Raw genomic sequence first — 18670 nt, forward strand, 5'->3', positions numbered from 1 at the left:
GTCAGGAGATGTAGCGGACGATGCTTTCGGCCACACACGCCGGCTTGGGCGCGCCCTCGATCTCGACGGTCGTCGACACGGTCGCCTGCACGGCGCCGTCGCCGAGATCGTCGACGCTGATCAGCGAGCTCTGCGCGCGCACCCGGGAGCCGACCGGCACCGGGGCGGGGAAGCGAACCTTGTTGAGGCCGTAGTTGATTGCCAGCTTGATGCCCTTGACGGTGTACATCTCGTGCTGCAACCGCGGCAGCAGCGCCAGGGTCATGAAACCGTGGGCGATGGTCGTGCCGAACGGACCGGCGGCGGCCCGTTCCGGGTCGACGTGGATCCATTGGTGATCGCCGGTCGCGTCGGCGAACAGGTTGACGTCCTCCTGGGTGATGGTCACCCAGTCGCTTTGCCCGATGGTCTCGCCGGCCGCGGCGGCCAGGTCGGCTACTGACTCGAAGGTGCGCATTGAAGTGTCCTCCTTGACTCGGGTGACAACGATAGCCCCGGCCGGGTTTCGTCACGACGGTCGGGGGAACCCCGTTGCGAGCCGCACGGAAGGAATGGCATGCCTGGAGCGACAGGACGCAACACCGATGACTCACGCAGGCCCTCGGAGCGGATCCGCGACGCCGAACGGATCGACCTCAAGCTGCCGGTGATCGGACACGTGCGCATACCGACCCCCGATCACCTCGCGTTCTACGGGGGACTGGCCGCCCTGGCGGCCTTGCAGCTCCTGGATTGGCCCGTGGCCTTGGTACTCGGTGCGGGCCAGGCGCTTGCCGAGAACCAGCACAGCCGCGTCGTCCAACAGTTCGGCGATGCCCTCGAAGACGCCTGACCGACAGCGGAGGCAGGATCGCGGCGGGCAACTTGTGAATGCCCTCCACTTCGGCGATCGACGGGAGGGCCTGCAGTTTGGCGGCGAACCTCCGGGGAATCCGTCGTCATCACGCGAGCCGCATGAAAGGAACCAAATGGCTGACCCGAAGGGCCACAGAGCCGAGGAAGACGTAGAACCCGAAGTGCACGAGGCCCGATCGCGCGCCGCCGAGGGCGAGGACGGCTCGTACGTGGGCGCGGCGAGCTCGGATGACTCCTTCGATGCAGGCGAGACGGGCGCCGAAGCCCGCAGTCAGGACGACTCGCGGTAGCAAGATGACGGTGTGAGGCTGCTGCTGATCGCCGACACCCACGTCCCCGGCCGTGCTCGCGACCTACCCGCACGGGTGTGGGACGAGGTGGCGAGGGCCGATGTCGTCGTGCACGCCGGCGACTGGGTATCACCCGAATTGCTCGACCGGCTCCAAGCCAGGGCCGCGGAGCTGATCGCCTGCTGGGGAAACAACGACGGACCGGCATTGCGGGCGCGGCTGCCCGAACGGGCCGACGCCACGCTCGGCGGGCTGCGCCTGACCGTGACGCACGAGACCGGGGCCGCGGCCGGCCGGGACGCGCGCATGTCGCGGCTCTACCCGGACAGCGACGTGTTGGTGTTCGGCCACAGCCACATCCCCTGGGACACGACGACGGAAAGCGGCCTGCGGCTGCTCAATCCGGGCTCGCCGACGGATCGCCGCAGGCAACCGTATTGCAGCTACATGACGGCCGAAGTCACGAACGGGAAGCTGGCCGACGTGGTCCTGCACCTCCTCGACAAGTAGCTGGGAGCTAGGCCCTACACAGCCCGCACACATATTTAGCTCGTAGACAGAGGTATATGGCTGCTGTACAGGCCGGCACCGATCTGGTCACCGAGGTCTTCGGCGTCGTCGGCAGATTCCGCCGGCAATTGCGCCGGTCGGCCGGTCGCGGGCTCGATTCCGCCCGCCTGTCCGAGGCGCAGGCGGAACTGTTGTGGCTCGTGGGTCGCCGGCCGGGGATCTCCGTCAGCGTCGCGGCCGCGGAGCTGGGCCTGGTGCCCAATACGGCGTCCACCCTGGTCTCCAAGCTGGTCGGCAACGGTTTGCTGATCCGCACCGTCGGCGAGACGGACCGCCGCGTGGGACGGCTGCGGCTCGCCGAGCCCACCCAGCAACTCGTCGACGCGTCTCGGGCCGCGCGGCGGGCGCTGATATCCGAAGTGCTCGCCGAACTCGGCGACGACGAAATCGAGTCCCTGGCAAAGGGATTGGAGGTCCTTGACACGATGACCCGACGACTGCAGGAGCGATCATGAGCGAACGACTGCCGATGGCGATCGACGGCCGAAACCTGAGGTACCGCTACGGCCAGTTCACCGCGGTCGAGGGCGTGACGCTGCGCGTCCGGCCCGGTGAGACCATGGGCCTGCTCGGGCCCAACGGCGCCGGGAAGACGACGCTGGTCCGCATGCTCACCACCTTGACGCCGGTGCAGCAGGGCGAACTGCGCATCTTCGGCATGGACGCCCGCGAGCAGACGGTCGACATCCGGAGCAACATCGGATATGTCCCGCAACAACTTTCGATCGAGCCGGCGTTGACCGGGCGGCAGAACGTGCAATGGTTCGCGCGGCTGTACGGGGTACCGCGCGCCTGCCGCGCAGAGCGGGTGGATCAGGCGCTGGAGGCGATGGAGCTGCTCGACGTGGCCGACCGGCGGGCGGGAGCGTATTCCGGCGGCATGGTGCGCCGGCTCGAGGTGGCCCAGGCGCTGGTCAACCGGCCGTCGCTGCTGGTGCTCGACGAACCGACCGTTGGGCTGGACCCGATCGCCCGCGACGGCGTCTGGCAGCAGGTGCAGAGCATGCAGGCCCAGTTCGGCATGACGGTGCTGCTCACCACCCACTACATGGAAGAGGCCGACGCGCTGTGCGATCGGGTCGCGCTGATGCACCGCGGCCGGCTGCGCGCCGTGGGAACGCCCGCGGAGCTGAAGGCCCGGGTGTCGCCGGGCGCCACGCTCGAGGACGTGTTCCGCCACTACGCCGCATCGAGTCTCTCCGAGCACGCGGAATCCGCCACGTCCTTCCGTGAAATCCGTTCCAGCAGAAAGGTTGCCAGCCGTGCCAGTTGACAGCGCCCGCACAGCCCCCGCGGCCACCCTGGTTCGCGCGCCGCGCGGATGGCAACGGGTCCAGGCGACCCTGGCGCGCATCGGGGCGTTCGCCATCGTCGAACTGCAGAAGCTGCGGCACGACCGCACCGAGCTGATCACCCGGATGGTGCAGCCGGCGCTGTGGCTGCTGATCTTCGGCACGACCTTCAGCAAGCTGCACGTCATCAACACCGGCCCGGTGTCCTACCTCGCCTTCCTGGCGCCGGGAATCATCGCCCAGTCGGCGTTGTTCATCGCGATTTTCTATGGGATACAGATCATTTGGGATCGCGACGCCGGTGTGCTGGCCAAGCTCATGGTGACGCCGGCACCGGCTTCGGCGCTGATCACCGGCAAGGCGTTCGCGGCCGGTGTGCGATCGGTCGCCCAGGTCGTCGGCGTGATGGTGCTGGCCTACCTGATGGATGTCGGCCTGACCGTCAACCCGCTGCGGGTCCTGGCGGCGATGGCCGTGGTCATGCTCGGCGCCGGCTTCTTCGCCTGCCTGTCGATGACGCTGGCCGGGCTGGTCCTCAGCCGCGATCGCCTGATGGGCATCGGGCAGGCCATCACCATGCCGTTGTTTTTCGCGTCCAACGCGCTGTACCCGGTCGACGCGATGCCCGCCTGGCTGCACGCGCTCAGCAAGGTCAACCCGCTCAGCTACGAGGTGGACGCGCTGCGTGCGCTGTTGATCGGCACTCCGTTCAACCCCGCCGACGTGATGGTGTTGGTGATCGCCGCTGTGCTCGGAATCGTCACGGCCTCAACGCTATTGCGGCGCTTGGTGGCGTGATTCGCAACCGGCCCGTGAGCCGTTCGTGACCCCGGCGTGACGATTCCGGCCCGAGTCCCAATCGTTAGCCAACCGCGATCTGGCGCCACGGCCACGACAGACGAATTGCCCCCTCCCCTTGTGTTTCACTGCGCTGGCGAACAGATTCGACCGTAATCGCGCGGCATCGAACGAGCCATGAAAAGTTGGGATGGGTAGAGAGCTATGTCGTTCTTCGAAGAGGTGCGGAAGTTGCGCGGCGCAGCATCTGGTGTGCCGCGCCGGCTGGCCATCGCGGCTGTGGGGGCTGCCCTGTTGTCCGGCCTGATCGCCGCCGGCGGCGGCTTGGCCACCGCGGGGGCGTTCTCGAAACCCGGCCTTCCGGTGGAATACCTACAGGTGCCGTCGCCGTCGATGGGCCGCAACATCAAAGTCCAGTTCCAGGGCGGTGGACCGCACTCGGTCTACCTGCTGGACGGCCTGCGGGCCCAGGACGACTACAACGGTTGGGACATCAACACTCCCGCGTTCGAGGAGTTCTACCAGTCCGGCCTGTCGGTGATCATGCCCGTGGGCGGCCAGTCCAGCTTCTACAGCAACTGGTACCAGCCGTCATCGGGCAACGGCCAGAACTACACCTACAAGTGGGAGACGTTCCTGACCCAGGAGATGCCCGCTTGGCTGCAGGCCAACAAGCAGGTGTCGCCGTTCGGCAACGCCGTGGTCGGCCTGTCGATGTCGGGCGGCTCGTCGCTGATCATGGCCGCGTACTACCCTCAGCAATTCCCTTACGCCGCTTCGCTTTCGGGCTTCCTCAACCCGTCCGAGGGCTGGTGGCCGACCCTGATCGGCCTGGCGATGAACGACGCGGGCGGTTACAACGCCAACAGCATGTGGGGCCCGTCGTCCGACCCGGCGTGGAAGCGCAACGACCCGATGGTGCAGATTCCGCGGCTGGTCGCCAACAACACCCGGATCTGGGTCTACTGCGGTAACGGCACGCCCAGCGACCTCGGCGGCGACAACATGCCGGCGAAGTTCCTGGAGGGCCTGACGCTGCGCACCAATCAGCAGTTCCAGAACAACTACGTGGCCGCGGGCGGACGCAACGGGACCTTCAACTTCCCGGCCAACGGAACCCACTCGTGGCCCTACTGGAACCAGCAGCTGGTCGCCATGAAGCCCGACATCCTGCAGGAGCTCAACGCCGTCAACGCCAACGCGCAACCGGCACAACCGGCACAACCGGCGGCCTGAACCGCCCCAAGCCAGCATCGGCAGTAGCGCACCGGTCAGCGCTACTGCCGATGCTCATCTTCTGACCTGGTGTTCAACAACGCGCGGCGATCCTGGTGGAAGTAGGTGTACAGGGTGGTAGCCGCGCACGCGATCGTCGCGATCACCAGCATCCAGCTCCCGTTGACCACCACGCCGATGAAGCCGCCGAGCGCGGCGCCCACGATGAAGCTGGCCAGCAGCAGGAAGTAGCCGAGCCAATCCGCCGCCTTGCCGCCGGCGATGTGGCGTTCGATGCCCTGCCCCATCTTCACCATCGTGCCGGTCACATAGCTCAACGGAACCGACACTTCGCCGTCCTTGACGAACGACGTGTTCAACGCTCCGTTCGCGAAGGCCAACACGACAATTGGCGCGAAGTCCAGGAACTTCTCCTCCCAGCCTTCGTCGATGACGTCCAGGGCGGTGGCAACCGCCAGGCTGATGGTCGTCAGCACGGTCGGGCCGTGCGGATGGTTCACCCAAAAATGCCGCCGGCACACCGAGGCGACCACCACGCCGCCCACGAATGACACCATGAGCACCGCCGCACTGACCGCGAGCCACGGTTGGTGCGTGAAATACGCCAGGACCGCGCGTTGGGCGTTGCCGGTCATGAAGACCACGAAGTATCCCTGTGAATGGGTGAACGAGATCGCCCCCAGCACACCGGCCAGCACCGCGAGCACCCACGAGAGCCGCGCCTCACTGTTGAAAGTTTCGCCCGCCACACGAACATGCTGTCAGACGCCCGCCCAAATCGCAGGCGGCACATAGGTACTACCTATGTTTGCGCTAAGCGGCGGTCAGCCGGGCGATGGAACGCAACGGGATCGGCAGCCATCCGGGCCGGTGCCGCGCCTCATAACCGGCCTCGTAGACCGCCTTGTCGAGTTCGTATGCGGCCAGCAGCTGCGCCGAATCGCGTGGGTCGATCCCGGACACGGCCGCGTAACCGTCGCAGAAGGCCGCGCAGTTGCGCTCGATCCATTCCCGCGCGCGGGCGGCCAGCTGCTTGTCGCCGCCCTGATCGAGCAGTGGCCCGTAGGCGGCGTACTCGAAGGAGCGCAGGACGCCGGCCACATCGCGCAACGGTGAATCCGGCGCCCGCCGCTCGTCGAGCGGCTGGCCCGGCTCCCCCTCGAAGTCGATCAGCAGCCAGCTTTCCGGGGTCCGCAACACCTGACCCAGATGCAGGTCGCCGTGCACCCGCTGCACGGTGACCGTCTCGCCGGCGAGCTTGCCGAATCGTTCTTCGATCGTCGCCGCGTACTCCTCGAGTTCGGGCACCTTGGCGACGGTCGACGACAGCCGCGCCAGCACCGTGTCCGCGGGGAAAGGGACCTCGGCCGTGCCCAGCGACTCGGCCAGCGTCGCATGTACGGAGGCCACTGCCTCGCCCAGCCGGTTGGACTCGGCGGCGAAGTCACCACCGACCTCGTAGGCGTACAGGTCGCCCTCGGCGAACAGGTCCCGGATGCTGGCGGTGGCCATGGCCCAGCCCTCGGCGGCGTTCGACGCGAACTCGGTCACCATGCCCAGCGGCCAGGGCTCATCGTCGGGGAGCGCCATCTCGTAGGTGCCCAGCAACCGGGCCACATGCGGGTTGCCCGCCCGCGCGAGCACCCGGTTCAGTTCGATGTCGGGGTTGATGCCGCTGCTGACGCGGCGGAACACCTTGAAGATGGCGCGCCGATCGAAGATCACGCTGGTGTTGCTCTGCTCGGCGTCGGAGACGTGCGGCATCGCTTCCAGCGGCAGCTCGACGCCGGGTTCCTTGGCGAACGTCACGTCGACACCGGACGCGCCGCGGGCGCCCGAAGAGTCGACCAAGGACAGCAGGAACCGCGGGGCGTCGACGTCGTAGAGGGCGTCGAAGCCGGTCCGATCGTCCGCGGCGCCGATCGTGGCCACGGTGCTGTACTCCGAGACGGGCGCGGAATCCCACCCGACGATCACCTGGTAGCGCTCCGACGAACCGTCGGCATAGTCGGCGTCAACGAGCACCAGGTCGAGGCCGTCCCGCAGCGGGACGACGACGGCCGCCTCCGCGCGTGACACTTCCCGGTTGCGTCCGGCGTACCAGCGTTGCTGAGGCAGCCACTCGGACCAGGGCAGCTTGGCCGGGCTCCCGGAAGGGACAGTCATGAGTTCTCCTCACATGCGGGGGACAACTGGAACCAGTAGAACCCGTGTCCCGGCAGTGTCAGCAGGTAGGGCAGGTGACCGACACGGGGGAATTCCACGTGCCCGGTCAGCTCCACCGGCGTGCAGCCGCTCCAGTTCTGCAGGTTCAGTTCGATCGGTTGGGGGAACCGCGACAGGTTGTTGACGCATAGCACGGTGTCCCCATCCGCCTGGCGCACAAACGCCAGCACGGAGGGGTTAGACCCGCCCAGCTCCTCAAACCTTCCGATCGCGAAAGCCTTGTGCCGCCCGCGCACCGCCAGCATCATCCGGGTGAAGTTCAGCAGGGACGTCGAGGTGTCGCGCTGCGCCTCCACGTTGACGGCCTGGTACCCGTAGACGGGGTCCTGGCTGGGCGGCAGGAACAGCCGGCCGGGGTTGGCCGTGGAAAACCCGGCGTTGCGGTCCGGGGTCCACTGCATCGGGGTGCGCACCCCGTCGCGGTCCCCGAGCCAGATCACGTCGCCCATGCCGATCTCGTCGCCGTAGTAGAGCACCGGCGAGCCGGGCAGCGACAGCAGCAGCGCGGTGAACAGCTCGATCTGGTTGCGGTCGTTGTCCAGCAGGGGCGCGAGGCGGCGGCGGATGCCGACGTTCGCCTTCATCCGCGGGTCCTTGGCGTACTCGGAGTACATGTAGTCGCGCTCTTCGTCGGTGACCATCTCGAGCGTCAACTCGTCGTGGTTGCGCAAAAAGATTCCCCACTGGGCCATGTCGGGGATGGCGGGCGTCTGGGCCAGGATCTCCGAGATGGGAAACCGCGATTCGCGCCGGACGGCCATGAAGATGCGCGGCATCAACGGGAAGTGGAACGCCATGTGGCACTCGTCGCCGCCGGTGCTGGGATCCCCGAAGTACTCGACCACGTCGCCCGGCCACTGGTTGGCCTCGGCGAGCAGCACCCGGCCGGGGAACTCGTCGTCGACGACCTTGCGCACCCGCTTGAGGAAGGCGTGGGTCTCGGGGAGGTTCTCGCAGTTGGTGCCCTCACGTTCGAACAGATAGGGCACCGCGTCGAGGCGAAATCCGTCGATGCCCAGCCCGAGCCAGAAGCGGATGACGTCGATCATCGCCTCCTGAACGGCCGGGTTGTCGTAGTTCAGGTCGGGCTGGTGGGAAAAGAAGCGGTGCCAGTAGAACTGGCGCCGGACCGGGTCGAAAGTCCAGTTCGACTCCTCGGTGTCGACGAAGATGATGCGGGCGTCGGTGTAGCGCTCGCTGGTGTCGCTCCAGACGTAGTAGTCGCCGTAGGGCCCGTCGGGATCGTGCCGCGACTCCTGAAACCACGGGTGGGACTCCGAGGTGTGGTTCATCACCAGGTCGGTGATCACCCGGATCCCCCGCTCGTGGGCCGCGTCGAGGAGGGCGACGAAGTCCTCGACGGTCCCGAAATCGGGCAGCACCTTGTAGAAGTCGCGGATGTCGTAGCCGCCGTCGCGCAGCGGTGAGTCGTAGAACGGGGGCAGCCAGATGCAGTCGATCCCGAGCCACTGCAGGTAGTCCAGGCGGTCCATGAGTCCGCGCAGGTCGCCCTGCCCGTCGGCGTTGGCGTCACTGAACGCGCGGACCAGGACCTCGTAGAAAACCGCGTGCTTGAACCACGTCGGGTCCGCCGGCAGCGCGGCGGCGTTGTCGAAATCCTCGGCATCCGGGTGCTCGACCACACCGTCTTCGACGTGACTGCCCGCGGTTGGATCGTGCTCGACAGCTTCTCGTGCGTCGTTCATCAATTCCACGATGCCACGTGTACCCGACGCGGCACGTCGGGAATCACCACCGCTGGCGTGCGACGGATCACGCTGTGCCGCAAGGGAGTTGGATGCGAGGCGGGCATTATCCGCGCGAATATCAGGCCGGCGGCCCGTCCGCCAGCGTCACCGGCCCGCTGCGGTCGCCGCCCCCCTTGGCGATCCAGCGCAGCATGATGGTGTCGCCGGGGTGGTGCGGGACGAGCACGTCGGTCATCGAGGTGGCCCCGGTGATCGGGACGTTGTCGACGCCGACGATGACGTCGCCGGCCGACACGCCGGCGGCCGCCGCGGGACCGCTGCCGACGACGCGTTCGACCCGCGCGCCGTTGCCGCCGTCGGCGGTGACGCCCAGGCCGAGGAAGGCCGTCGGACCGATGTGCGTCGTGTTCGAGCCGGCGCCGGACCGGATCTGTCCGGCGACCCCCATCGCCGTACCGATCGGAATGGCGAAGCCCTGACCGCCGGACATCTTGTAGCTGTCGGTGGCGGCGGTGTTCATGCCGATCACCTGCCCGGCCTGGTTGACCATGGGTCCACCGGAGTCACCCGGCCGGATCGCGGCGTCCGCCTGGATCAGCCCGCCCAGGTTCTCCTCGGCACCGGTCAGCGTGTCGGTTGCCGACACGGTCTGGTTGAGCGCGACGACCTTGCCGGCCACCGCGCTCGGCGTCCCGCCCTGACCGCCGGCGTTGCCCAGCGCGACGACGGGTTCGCCGACCGCCACCCCGCCACCGATGTTGGCCGCGGGCAGGCCACCGCCACCGCGCAGCTGCAGGACCGCGACATCCGCGTTCCTGTCATAGCCGATCACGTCGACGGCATAGGTCTGGCCGTTGCCGACGGCGAACGCGCTGATGTCGGTGGCACCTGAGATCACGTGGTTGTTGGTCAGGATGACGCCGCCCGGGTCGATGACGATCCCGGTTCCCGCGCCGACCGCGTTGTTGTAGCCGAATTTGGTGCTGATGTCGACCACCTGCGGCCCCACCTTGCCGACGATGCCCGAGGGGTCGAGCGGCGCCATGGGCCGGTCGTGAGACGGCCCGGGAGGTGCGGCGGACGCCGGGACCGTGGCCAGGCCCAGGCCCAGTCCGATCACAGCCAGCACGCTGACCAACCATGACCACCAGACTGAGCGGTGGTGCCATTTGCCCATCCCCGTCACCTCCTGCTTTGCGCTCAGAACCAGAATCGGCCCAGCCTCCGCGTCTGGGACACACAACTCGATCTGTATAACCGTAATGCAGATAGCTATGCGGGATGGTGGTCAGTCCCCGTTTGGCCGCTGCGCCGCCGGTCCCCGCTCAGGCCCTCCGGGCCGGCGTGATCGCATGGGTCAGGTGCCGGCTGACGTCACCCACCATGTCGATGAGCGTGAGGTCGCGGTACGAGAACCGCCATTCGCCGTCGACCCGCTCGAATCGGTCGTGGTAGCGACCCGTGACGATGGTTTGCAGGGGCAGCTCGTCGGTCTGCTGCAGCACCGTGTAGTAGCTACGGCAGCTCGCGCTGCCGGCCCGCTCGTCGACCTCGATGATCGGGTTCGTCGTCACATGCTTGGTTCGCGGCGTCCCGTCGGGGTGTATCACGATCAGCGACTTCCAGATGCCCAGCAGCGCATTGGCGTCAACGGTTTCCTGCGCGGCGTCCGACCCACCGATGCGGATGCGGGCGTGCTCGAAAAGCGCGGCCGCGCCCGGCAGATCGCCGGCATCGATGCATTCGGCGTAGCGGTAGAGGAGGTTGGTGATCTGGGTTTCCGCCGGCATGGGAGTAAAAGTACGGCCCTAAGCTGACCAGGTGGGCGAATTCGACCCGAAGGTCAGATTCACACAGTCCCCGATAGCCCGGCTGGCCACGGCCACGCCCGACGGCGCGCCGCACCTGGTCCCGGTGGTCTTCGCCGTCGACGAGGCGCACGGCGGTCAGGGCGTCGTGTACACCGCCGTGGACGCCAAACCGAAGGCGTCGCGGCGGCTGCGGCGGCTGGCCAACATCGAACTCAATCCCCAGGTCAGCCTGCTCGTCGACCACTACGACGAGGATTGGTCGCGGTTGTGGTGGGCCCGCGCCGACGGCATCGCCGCAATTCATTCCGACGGCGACGCTCTTGCCACCGGGTTCCGGTTGCTGCGCGCCAAATATCCCCAGTACCAGGCCGTTTCGCTGGACGGCCCGGTGATCGCGGTCACGGTGCGCCGCTGGGCCGGCTGGCACGCCTGACCCGGCCCCAATTGTGGCCCGCCCGTGGCCTTGTGTTGGGCGGCCGTTGGGGGAAAAGTTGCTTAAAGCGTCCTGTGGCCCAGAACACACCGCGCCACAGCACCCCGCGGCGCTGCAGAACTGGAGGAAAGTCATGGCGGACAAGGCGAACGCTTCCCAGGGCGCGGGGGCCGCTCCCACCGCGAACGGTCCGGGCGATGTTCGCAATGTGGTGCTGGTGGGCCCGTCGAGCGGCGGCAAGACCACCTTGGTCGAGGCCCTGCTGGTCGCCGGCGGCGTGCTGTCCCGGGCGGGCTCGGTCACCGACGGCAGCACGATCTGCGACTACGACGAGGCCGAAATCCGCCAGCAGCGCTCCGTGGGCGTCGCCGTCGCGTCCCTTTCGCACGACGGCATCAAGATCAACCTGGTGGACACGCCCGGCTACGCCGATTTCGTCGGCGAGTTGCGGGCCGGCCTGCGCGCCGCCGATTGCGCGCTGTTCGTGATCGCGGCGAACGAGGGTGTCGACGAGCCGACCAAGTCGCTGTGGCAGGAGTGCAGCCAGGTCGGGATGCCGCGGGCCGTCGTGATCACCAAGCTCGACCACGCGCGGGCGAACTACCAGGAGGCGCTGGCCGCCGCGCAAAACGCGTTCGGCGACAAGGTGTTACCGCTGTACCTGCCGACGCCCGACGGCCTCATCGGCCTGCTTTCGCAGCGGCGCTACCAGTACACGGACGGCAAGCGGACCGTCCTCGAGCCGGACCCGTCGGACGCCGAGCGCATCGAGGAGGCGCGCGGCACCCTGATCGAGGGGATCATCGAGGAATCCGAGGACGAGTCGCTGATGGAGCGCTATCTCGGCGGCGAGTCGATCGACGAGTCGGTGCTCATCGGCGACCTGGAGAAAGCCGTTGCCCGCGGCTCGTTCTTCCCGGTGATCCCGGTGTGCAGCGGCACCGGCGTCGGCACCCTGGAATTGCTGGAGGTCGCCACGCGGGGATTCCCGTCCCCGATGGAACACCCGCTCCCGGAAGTCTTCACGCCGAACGGTGCCACGCACGCGACGCTGGCGTGCGATGCCGACGCGCCGTTGCTCGCGGAGGTGGTGAAGACGACGTCGGACCCCTACGTCGGCAGGGTGAGCCTGGTCCGGGTCTTTTCCGGGACCATCAGGCCCGACACGACGGTTCATGTGTCGGGCCATTTTGCGTCGTTCTTCGGCGCGGCCAACGGGAACGGGAATTCGCACCCCGATCACGACGAGGACGAACGCATCGGGGTGCTGTCCTTCCCGCTCGGCAAGCAGCAGCGCCCCGCGGCCGCCGTGGTGGCCGGCGACATCTGCGCGATCGGCAAGCTGAGCCGCGCCGAAACGGGCGACACGCTGTCGGACAAGGCCGAGCCGCTGGTCCTCAAGCCCTGGACGATGCCGGAGCCGCTGCTGCCGGTGGCCATTCAGGCGCATGCCAAGACCGACGAGGACAAGCTGTCGGTCGGGCTGGGACGGCTGGCCGCCGAGGACCCGACGCTGCGGATCGAGCAGAACCAGGAAACGCACCAGATCGTGCTGTGGTGCATGGGGGAGGCCCACGCCGGTGTCGTCCTGGACGCACTGGCGAACCGCTACGGCGTCACCGTGGACACGGTTGACCTCCGCGTACCGCTGCGAGAAACGTTCGCCGGCAAGGCGAAAGGACACGGCCGCCATGTCAAGCAGTCGGGCGGGCACGGCCAGTACGCCGTCTGCGACATCGAGGTGGAGCCGCTGCCGGAGGGTTCGGGATTCGAGTTCGTCGACAAGGTGGTGGGCGGGGCGGTGCCGCGCCAGTTCATCCCGAGCGTGGAGAAGGGCGTCCGTGCGCAAATGGAAAAGGGCGTGCACGCCGGTTACCCGGTCGTCGACATCCGGGTCACGCTGTTCGACGGCAAGGCCCACAGCGTGGACTCGTCGGACTTCGCGTTCCAGGCCGCGGGTGCGCTGGCCCTGCGCGAGGCGGCGGCGGCCACCAGGGTGGCCCTGCTCGAGCCGATCGACGAGATCTCGGTGCTGGTGCCCGACGACTTCGTCGGTGCGGTGATGGGCGACCTGTCCGGGCGCCGCGGCCGGGTGCTCGGCAGCGACACCGCCGGCCACGAACGCACGGTGGTCAGGGCCGAGGTGCCTCAGGTCGAGCTGACCCGCTACGCCATCGACCTGCGGTCGCTCTCGCACGGGGCCGCGTCCTTCACCCGCTCCTTCGTCAGGTACGAGCCCATGCCGGAGACGGCGGCGGCGCGGGTGAAAACCACGGCGTGACAAGCGATTGGAGCGCCTAGGCGCTGCGGCCGAACTGGTCGGCCACGGCCCGGCGGTCCAGCGAGCCTTTCGCGGTGTGCGGCAGCGCGCCGGCCTCCCGGAAGGTGGCGGGCACCTCGAAGGCCGCCAGCCGGTCGCGGCAGAACTCCGCGAGCTCGTCCGGTGTGGGCGCGGGCGCCTCCCTGGGCACGATGACCGCGGCCACCGTCTCGCCGTACAACTTGTCCGGCAGCCCGTACACGGCCACCTCGAAGACGTTGGGGTGGGTGGCCAGCACGCCCTCGACGCGTTCCGGCGAGATCTTCTCGCCACCCCGGTTGATCAGTTCCTTGATCCGGCCGCGGATGATCAGGTCCGCGGCCGGGGTCAGCGAGCCCAGATCACCGGTGCGCAACCAGCCGTCGGTGAAGTTGGCGGCGGTGATCGCCGGGTCCCCGAGGTAGCCGCGCACCACGGTGGGCCCGCGCAGCCAGACCTCCCCGACGGCGTCCGCGGGCAGCGGCCGACCGTCGGGTCCCGCGATCCGGATCTCCGGCCCGGTCGACGCGCCGACGAGACCGCCCGTGGCGGCGGGGTTTTCGGTTCGGCCGATGCCTGTCGTCGCCACCTGATGGGTCGCCTCCGTCATGCCGAAGGCGCACACCACCGATGCCGAAAACGTCTCTTGCAGCGCCTGCGCCGTCTCCGGGGTGAGCGGCGCGCTGCAGCTGCGGATGAACCGCAGCGCGGCCCGGTCGTTGCCCGACCGCTCGGTCTTGCTGCGCTCCAACAGGATCTGGTGGATCGTCGGCACGGCGGTGTACCAGGTCGCGCCGACGGCGTCGATGTCGTCCCAGAACGTGTGCGCGGAGAACCGGCCGCGCGCCGGCAGCAGGACGGTGCCCCCGGAGACCAGCGTCGCCAGCAGGGCGGCGACCAGGCCGTGACCGTGGTACAGCGGCATCACCGCGACCGTCGCGTCGTCCGGGCCCAGCCCGTAGCCGGCGATGATCGCCCGCACCGAGTTGGCGAGGTTGTCGTGCGTCCACGGGACCATCTTCGGCACCCCCGTGGTGCCCCCGGTGAACATGATCATCGCGTCGTCGTCGCGCAGCCCCTCGGGCGTCGCGACGTCCGGCGCCGGCGGCGTCGCGGTGTCGAGGTGCACCGCCGGCGCACCCGCACCGCGACCCGCGGTCACCGCGATCGGCCACCGGCGCAGGGCCGGCTCCCGCTCATCGCCGGGGCCGTCACCATCGACCAGCATCGCCCGCGCCCCCACCGCTTCGGTTCGGGCGCGCTGGTCGCCGGCCGGCAGGGCCGGGTCCAGCGGGACCGCGACGAGCTCCGCCCGCGACGCGGCCAGCAGGCCGACGACGAACTCGGCGTTGCTGCCGGCGCGCAGCGCGACCCGATCGCCCGGCACCAGACCGGCCCGCTTCAGCTGGCCCGCCAGGTCGTCGACCAGGCCGACCAGCTCGCGGTAGCTCACCGGGATGCGATCGGAGGTGACGACGAGCGCCGGGGCGTCCGGGCGCCGGCTCGCCGCCACCTCGACCAGATCAGCGACAACGTGCTCGCTCGTCCTCATCGCCCCATCCTTTCGTCGTTGTCAAAGTCCTGTTGGCACCTTGCCGCGGCGCCCCGGCGCCCGTCCAATACCGATCCCCTCACATTCGATAGGTGGAGGCTATTGATAGACGGGGTGAATCGCTGGATAGCGGCCTAGTCTTGGACAGCCGCGCGCACCGACACAACAGTGGTGGCCAGGCAGATACGGCACACGCACCCCAGGAGTCGCCACCATGACCACCGTTTCGGCACCGCCCAGCGACGCGACTCGCTTGATCGGCGGCTTCCAGCTCGTCGTCGATGCCCTGAAGGCCAACGACGTCGACACCATCTACGGCATCGTCGGCATCCCGATCACCGACCTCGCCCGCACCGCGCAGGCGTCGGGGATCCGTTACATCGGCTTTCGGCAGGAGGCCTCGGCCGGCAACGCGGCCGCCGCCGCCGGGTTTCTCACCCGGCGGCCCGGCGTGTGCCTGACCACCTCGGGGCCCGGTTTCCTCAATGGCCTGCCCGCGCTGGCGAACGCGACCGCGAACTGCTTCCCGATGATCCAGATCTCGGGCTCGAGCAACCGGGCGATGATCGATCTGCAGCGGGGCGACTACCAGGACCTCGATCAGCTAACCGCGGCAAGGCCTTTCACGAAGGCGGCTTATCGGATCGGCCGGATCGGAGACATCGGGCGTGGGGTGGCGCGCGCCATTCGGACCGCGACCTCCGGGCGCCCGGGCGGGGTCTACCTGGACATCCCCGGCGAGATCCTGGGCCAGGCCATGGACGCCTCGGCCGCCGCCGAAACTGTTTGGCGGGTGGTCGATCCCGCGCCCCGGCAGCTGCCGGCGCCGGAGGCGGTCGATCGCGCTCTGCAGGTGCTCGGGCGGGCGCGGCGGCCGCTGATCGTGCTCGGCAAGGGCGCCGCCTACGCGCAGGCCGACGACGTGGTTCGGAAGTTCGTGGAGGCCACCGGGATTCCGTTCCTGCCGATGTCGATGGCCAAGGGCCTGTTGCCCGACTCGCACCCGCAGTCGGCCGGGGCGGCGCGCTCGCTGGCGATCTCCCGCGCGGACGCGGTCATGCTGGTGGGCGCCCGGCTGAATTGGCTTCTCGGTCACGGGGAGTCGCCGCAATGGTCGGCCGACGCCGAGTTCGTGCAGGTCGACATCGCCGCGGCGGAGCTCGACAGCAACAGGCCGATAGCCGCGCCCCTGGTCGGCGACATCGGCTCGGTGCTGTCGGCGCTGTGTGACGCGGCGGCGGCGAACCCGATCGCCGCGCCCGCCGACTGGGTCGAGGAGCTGGCCGATCGCAGGGCCCGCAACGAGGCGAAGATGCGCGAGCGGCTGGCCGAAGATCCGCACCCGATGCGGTTCTACAACGCGCTGGGCGCCATTCGTGCCGTGTTGCAGGAGAACCCGGGGGTCTATGTGGTCAACGAGGGCGCCAACGCGCTGGATTTGGCGCGCAACGTCATCGACATGGAGCTGCCGCGGCGCCGGCTCGACACGGGGACCTGGGGCGTGATGGGCATCGGCATGGGATACGCCATCGCCGCGGCGGCGGAGACCGGCAGCCCGGTCGTCGCGATCGAGGGCGACAGCGCCTTCGGCTTCTCCGGCATGGAGGTCGAGACGATCTGCCGGTACCGGCTGCCCGTGACCGTCGTGATCCTCAACAACGGGGGCGTCTACCGCGGCGACGAGACCGCGACCGGACCGGACCCGGCGCCCACCGTGCTCAACGCCCGGGCGCGTCACGAGCTCATCGCGGAGGCCTTCGGCGGCAAGGGGTATCACGTCACCACGCCGCCGGAATTGCGCGCGGCGCTGTCCGAAGCGATCGCCTCCGGCGGGCCGTCGGTCATCGACTGCGAGCTCGACCCGGCAGCCGGAGTGGAAAGCGGCCATCTGGCGGGCCTCAACCCGACCAGCGCGGCCACACCCACGATCAGCGCCGGTGCGTGATGCCCAGCAACTGTGCGTCGAAGAATTCGCCCAGCGCGAGTTCCTGAGCGCACGCGGTGAGCGCGCGTGCGACGGGTGAGCCCGGGCCGGAAGCGTTGGTGGCCAACGCGATCTCGGCTTTCAGCGCCGGTTCCACCATCTCGACCGCACGGATCTCGGCGCCCAGCGGCGACGTCCACAGCCAGGTGTGCGGGACGATGCACGCCCAGTTTCCGGTGGCCACCTGGGCCAACAGCGAAGCGACGGAGTCGGTTTCGACCTGCGGGGTGACGGTGATGGCGTGGCCGGCGAAGGCTTCGTCGATGATCTGGCGGTCACGCATGTCGGCGGTCAGCAGGGCCAGCGGCAGTTGCGCGGCCTCCGCCCAGGTCAGCGTCGAGGCCCCGGCGGGCAACATGTTCGCCGTCGACAGCAACACGTAGTGCTCCTCGTAGAGCGGCACCAGGTGCACGTCGTGTGCGTCGTCGGTGCCGGTGTGCACGATGGCGGCGTCCAGGTCGAACTCGCGCAGGCGCCGGTACAGCTCGGTGGCGGCCAGCCGGGAGAGGATCTGCACCTTGGCCAGCGGATGCGCGGAACAGAACGCGGAGAGCACCAGGGACGCCGTCGTGGAGGCGGTCGGGACCGTGCCCAGCCGAAGGGTCCCCGCGATCCCGGACCGCACGGCGTGCACCTCGGCCTTGAACGCGTCGTGTTCGGCGAGAATCCGCTTGGCCCACACGACCAGTCGCTCCCCTTCGGGCGTGAGGCCCTCGAAGCTGTGCCCGCGGTTGATCAGCGTGACGTTCAGCTCTCGCTCGAGCTTGGCGATGGCCGCCGACAGCGCGGGTTGGGAGACGTAGCACTTCTCGGCCGCCCGGGCGAAGTGGCGCTCCTGGGCGACCGCAACGAAGTACTCCAGTTGACGGAAAAGCATCTCGCTGAAGGCTAACGCGCGGCTAGCACCCCAGCCAATCGAGTGTCTCCGAGGTGTTCAGGACGTCCACCCCGATGGCGCGGCACTCCGCCACGCCCCGGTCGTAGAGGCCGGAGATCGCGTCGGACACCAGAACAATCCGGAAGTCGCGTTCGGACGCCTCGTAGATCGACGTTCGGGGGCAGTTGGGAAAGTTGCAGCCCGCGAAAACGACCGTATCGCTGCCGCTTTCACGCAGGTGCTGCTCGAGGGAGGTGCCGTAGAAGGCGCCCCACCGCGGCTTGTACATCACGTGCTCGGCGGGTCCCACTCGTTGGAAACCACCGGCCAGGAGCAACTCATGTTCCAGGTCAACGGATTTGGGCAGGAGTTCCGCGGCGATCTGCGAACCGGCGCTGCCGGGTGCGGCGATCCGGGCGCCCCGCTCGATCGACTGGCGCCGCGCCAGGTCCACGTTCGAGCCGTCGGGCAGATACAGCCGGACGACGTGCACGATGGGCAGCCCCCGTCGCCGGAAGGCCGCCGCCAACCGCGCCATCGCCGGGATCGCGGCGCGCGTGCCGGCAACCGGCATCGGCGCGTGATCGCCGGGGACGTCGATGAAGTCGAGCTGCACGTCGATCAGGATCAGGGCGGCGGTCGCCGCCCTCGGACGCGTGTAGCGATCGTTTGCGGTCATGTCCGCCCCTTGCCGCCGTTGCGCTTGCTCTGATCGGCTCTTCCGGCGGTCTGCGGCCG

General features: G+C 68.7%; 19 protein-coding genes. 10 read left to right on the top strand and 9 right to left on the bottom strand.

From position 1 onward, the window contains the following. Nucleotide 1 precedes the first annotated feature (1 nt). Nucleotides 2–457: a MaoC family dehydratase gene (locus A5696_RS26115; RefSeq protein WP_067884014.1), complete on the bottom strand. Its 456-nt coding sequence runs from the start codon at nucleotides 455–457 to the stop codon at nucleotides 2–4. A gap of 99 nt (nucleotides 458–556) precedes the next feature. On the opposite strand from A5696_RS26115, the gene A5696_RS26120 reads away from it, so the two are divergent. The 7 genes from A5696_RS26120 (at nucleotide 557) to ag85C (ending at nucleotide 5041) form a co-directional block, all read left to right on the top strand. Continuing rightward, on the top strand, nucleotides 557–832 hold the full coding sequence (locus A5696_RS26120) for a hypothetical protein (protein ID WP_067884015.1): 276 nt from the start codon (nucleotides 557–559) through the stop codon (nucleotides 830–832). A gap of 136 nt (nucleotides 833–968) precedes the next feature. Beyond that, nucleotides 969–1145, top strand: a complete 177-nt coding sequence (locus tag A5696_RS28130; RefSeq protein ID WP_197517085.1) for a hypothetical protein — start codon at nucleotides 969–971, stop codon at nucleotides 1143–1145. 12 nt (nucleotides 1146–1157) lie between these two features. Then, the gene (locus A5696_RS26125) at nucleotides 1158–1655 is read left to right on the top strand and encodes a metallophosphoesterase (protein WP_067884016.1); all 498 of its coding nucleotides are present in this window, start codon (nucleotides 1158–1160) and stop codon (nucleotides 1653–1655) included. 56 nt (nucleotides 1656–1711) lie between these two features. After that, on the top strand, nucleotides 1712–2170 hold the full coding sequence (locus A5696_RS26130) for a MarR family winged helix-turn-helix transcriptional regulator (RefSeq protein ID WP_067884017.1): 459 nt from the start codon (nucleotides 1712–1714) through the stop codon (nucleotides 2168–2170). Then, nucleotides 2167–2988: an ATP-binding cassette domain-containing protein gene (locus A5696_RS26135; RefSeq protein ID WP_067884018.1), complete on the top strand. Its 822-nt coding sequence runs from the start codon at nucleotides 2167–2169 to the stop codon at nucleotides 2986–2988. The genes A5696_RS26130 and A5696_RS26135 overlap by 4 nt, the downstream gene beginning before the upstream one ends. Next, on the top strand, nucleotides 2978–3805 hold the full coding sequence (locus A5696_RS26140; RefSeq protein WP_067884019.1) for an ABC transporter permease: 828 nt from the start codon (nucleotides 2978–2980) through the stop codon (nucleotides 3803–3805). The genes A5696_RS26135 and A5696_RS26140 overlap by 11 nt, the downstream gene beginning before the upstream one ends. Nucleotides 3806–4009: 204 nt before the next feature. Further along, on the top strand, nucleotides 4010–5041 hold the full coding sequence (ag85C, locus tag A5696_RS26145) for a diacylglycerol acyltransferase/mycolyltransferase Ag85C (protein WP_067884020.1): 1032 nt from the start codon (nucleotides 4010–4012) through the stop codon (nucleotides 5039–5041). A 41-nt stretch (nucleotides 5042–5082) separates the two neighbouring features. Here the strand turns inward: ag85C and A5696_RS26150 are convergent, their stop codons facing one another. The 5 genes from A5696_RS26150 to A5696_RS26170 all read right to left on the bottom strand — a co-directional run bounded on the left by A5696_RS26150 (nucleotide 5083) and on the right by A5696_RS26170 (nucleotide 10766). Beyond that, complete coding sequence (locus A5696_RS26150) at nucleotides 5083–5790, bottom strand: YoaK family protein (protein ID WP_067884021.1); 708 nt, start codon at nucleotides 5788–5790, stop codon at nucleotides 5083–5085. Between the two features lie 64 nt (nucleotides 5791–5854). Then, a complete protein-coding gene (locus A5696_RS26155; RefSeq protein WP_067884022.1) occupies nucleotides 5855–7207 on the bottom strand; it encodes a phosphotransferase in 1353 nt (450 codons plus the stop codon). Next, the gene (treS, locus tag A5696_RS26160) at nucleotides 7204–8973 is read right to left on the bottom strand and encodes a maltose alpha-D-glucosyltransferase (protein ID WP_067884023.1); all 1770 of its coding nucleotides are present in this window, start codon (nucleotides 8971–8973) and stop codon (nucleotides 7204–7206) included. Before treS ends, A5696_RS26155 begins: the two co-directional genes overlap by 4 nt. A gap of 121 nt (nucleotides 8974–9094) precedes the next feature. Continuing rightward, entirely contained in the window at nucleotides 9095–10153 is a 1059-nt protein-coding gene (locus A5696_RS26165; RefSeq protein ID WP_067884029.1) for a S1C family serine protease, read from the bottom strand. A 148-nt stretch (nucleotides 10154–10301) separates the two neighbouring features. Further along, on the bottom strand, nucleotides 10302–10766 hold the full coding sequence (locus tag A5696_RS26170; RefSeq protein WP_067884031.1) for a nuclear transport factor 2 family protein: 465 nt from the start codon (nucleotides 10764–10766) through the stop codon (nucleotides 10302–10304). Between the two features lie 31 nt (nucleotides 10767–10797). Here A5696_RS26170 and A5696_RS26175 point away from each other — a divergent pair, with 31 nt between their 5' ends. Together A5696_RS26175 and A5696_RS26180 are read left to right on the top strand one after the other, a co-directional pair. Further along, nucleotides 10798–11220 carry a TIGR03668 family PPOX class F420-dependent oxidoreductase gene (locus A5696_RS26175; RefSeq protein ID WP_067884033.1) on the top strand — a complete coding sequence of 141 codons (423 nt, stop codon included), beginning with the start codon at nucleotides 10798–10800 and terminating at the stop codon, nucleotides 11218–11220. Between the two features lie 133 nt (nucleotides 11221–11353). After that, nucleotides 11354–13501 (top strand): elongation factor G-like protein EF-G2, encoded by a 2148-nt coding sequence (locus A5696_RS26180; protein WP_067884035.1) that lies wholly within the window; start codon nucleotides 11354–11356, stop codon nucleotides 13499–13501. Between the two features lie 16 nt (nucleotides 13502–13517). Here A5696_RS26180 and A5696_RS26185 read toward each other — a convergent pair whose 3' ends face one another. Next, nucleotides 13518–15071 (bottom strand): FadD7 family fatty acid--CoA ligase, encoded by a 1554-nt coding sequence (locus A5696_RS26185; protein ID WP_067884037.1) that lies wholly within the window; start codon nucleotides 15069–15071, stop codon nucleotides 13518–13520. Between the two features lie 214 nt (nucleotides 15072–15285). Between A5696_RS26185 and oxc the strand changes: the two genes are divergently transcribed. After that, the gene (gene oxc, locus A5696_RS26190) at nucleotides 15286–17016 is read left to right on the top strand and encodes an oxalyl-CoA decarboxylase (RefSeq protein ID WP_067884039.1); all 1731 of its coding nucleotides are present in this window, start codon (nucleotides 15286–15288) and stop codon (nucleotides 17014–17016) included. On the opposite strand, the gene A5696_RS26195 is transcribed toward oxc, so the two are convergent. Further along, on the bottom strand, nucleotides 17000–17932 hold the full coding sequence (locus A5696_RS26195) for a LysR family transcriptional regulator (RefSeq protein WP_067884058.1): 933 nt from the start codon (nucleotides 17930–17932) through the stop codon (nucleotides 17000–17002). The two genes, oxc and A5696_RS26195, sit on opposite strands and share 17 nt — an antisense overlap. 22 nt (nucleotides 17933–17954) lie before the next feature. Continuing rightward, nucleotides 17955–18611, bottom strand: a complete 657-nt coding sequence (locus A5696_RS26200; RefSeq protein ID WP_067884059.1) for a cysteine hydrolase family protein — start codon at nucleotides 18609–18611, stop codon at nucleotides 17955–17957. Nucleotides 18612–18670 lie beyond the last annotated feature (59 nt).

Origin of the sequence: Mycobacterium sp. E2699, from assembly GCF_001666745.1 — a bacterium.
Classification (GTDB): domain Bacteria; phylum Actinomycetota; class Actinomycetes; order Mycobacteriales; family Mycobacteriaceae; genus Mycobacterium.

Excerpts from the sequence above, each read along its gene's own strand:
- A5696_RS26115 (WP_067884014.1), bottom strand. The coding sequence starts at position 457 with ATGCGCACCTTCGAGTCAGTAGCCGACCTGGCCGCCGCGGCCGGCGAG.
- A5696_RS26120 (WP_067884015.1), top strand. The coding sequence starts at position 557 with ATGCCTGGAGCGACAGGACGCAACACCGATGACTCACGCAGGCCCTCG.
- A5696_RS28130 (WP_197517085.1), top strand. The coding sequence starts at position 969 with ATGGCTGACCCGAAGGGCCACAGAGCCGAGGAAGACGTAGAACCCGAA.
- A5696_RS26130 (WP_067884017.1), top strand. The coding sequence starts at position 1,712 with ATGGCTGCTGTACAGGCCGGCACCGATCTGGTCACCGAGGTCTTCGGC.
- A5696_RS26135 (WP_067884018.1), top strand. The coding sequence starts at position 2,167 with ATGAGCGAACGACTGCCGATGGCGATCGACGGCCGAAACCTGAGGTAC.
- ag85C (WP_067884020.1), top strand. The coding sequence starts at position 4,010 with ATGTCGTTCTTCGAAGAGGTGCGGAAGTTGCGCGGCGCAGCATCTGGT.
- A5696_RS26155 (WP_067884022.1), bottom strand. The coding sequence starts at position 7,207 with ATGACTGTCCCTTCCGGGAGCCCGGCCAAGCTGCCCTGGTCCGAGTGG.
- treS (WP_067884023.1), bottom strand. The coding sequence starts at position 8,973 with ATGAACGACGCACGAGAAGCTGTCGAGCACGATCCAACCGCGGGCAGT.
- A5696_RS26165 (WP_067884029.1), bottom strand. The coding sequence starts at position 10,153 with ATGGGCAAATGGCACCACCGCTCAGTCTGGTGGTCATGGTTGGTCAGC.
- A5696_RS26170 (WP_067884031.1), bottom strand. The coding sequence starts at position 10,766 with ATGCCGGCGGAAACCCAGATCACCAACCTCCTCTACCGCTACGCCGAA.
- A5696_RS26180 (WP_067884035.1), top strand. The coding sequence starts at position 11,354 with ATGGCGGACAAGGCGAACGCTTCCCAGGGCGCGGGGGCCGCTCCCACC.
- A5696_RS26185 (WP_067884037.1), bottom strand. The coding sequence starts at position 15,071 with ATGAGGACGAGCGAGCACGTTGTCGCTGATCTGGTCGAGGTGGCGGCG.
- oxc (WP_067884039.1), top strand. The coding sequence starts at position 15,286 with ATGACCACCGTTTCGGCACCGCCCAGCGACGCGACTCGCTTGATCGGC.
- A5696_RS26195 (WP_067884058.1), bottom strand. The coding sequence starts at position 17,932 with ATGCTTTTCCGTCAACTGGAGTACTTCGTTGCGGTCGCCCAGGAGCGC.
- A5696_RS26200 (WP_067884059.1), bottom strand. The coding sequence starts at position 18,611 with ATGACCGCAAACGATCGCTACACGCGTCCGAGGGCGGCGACCGCCGCC.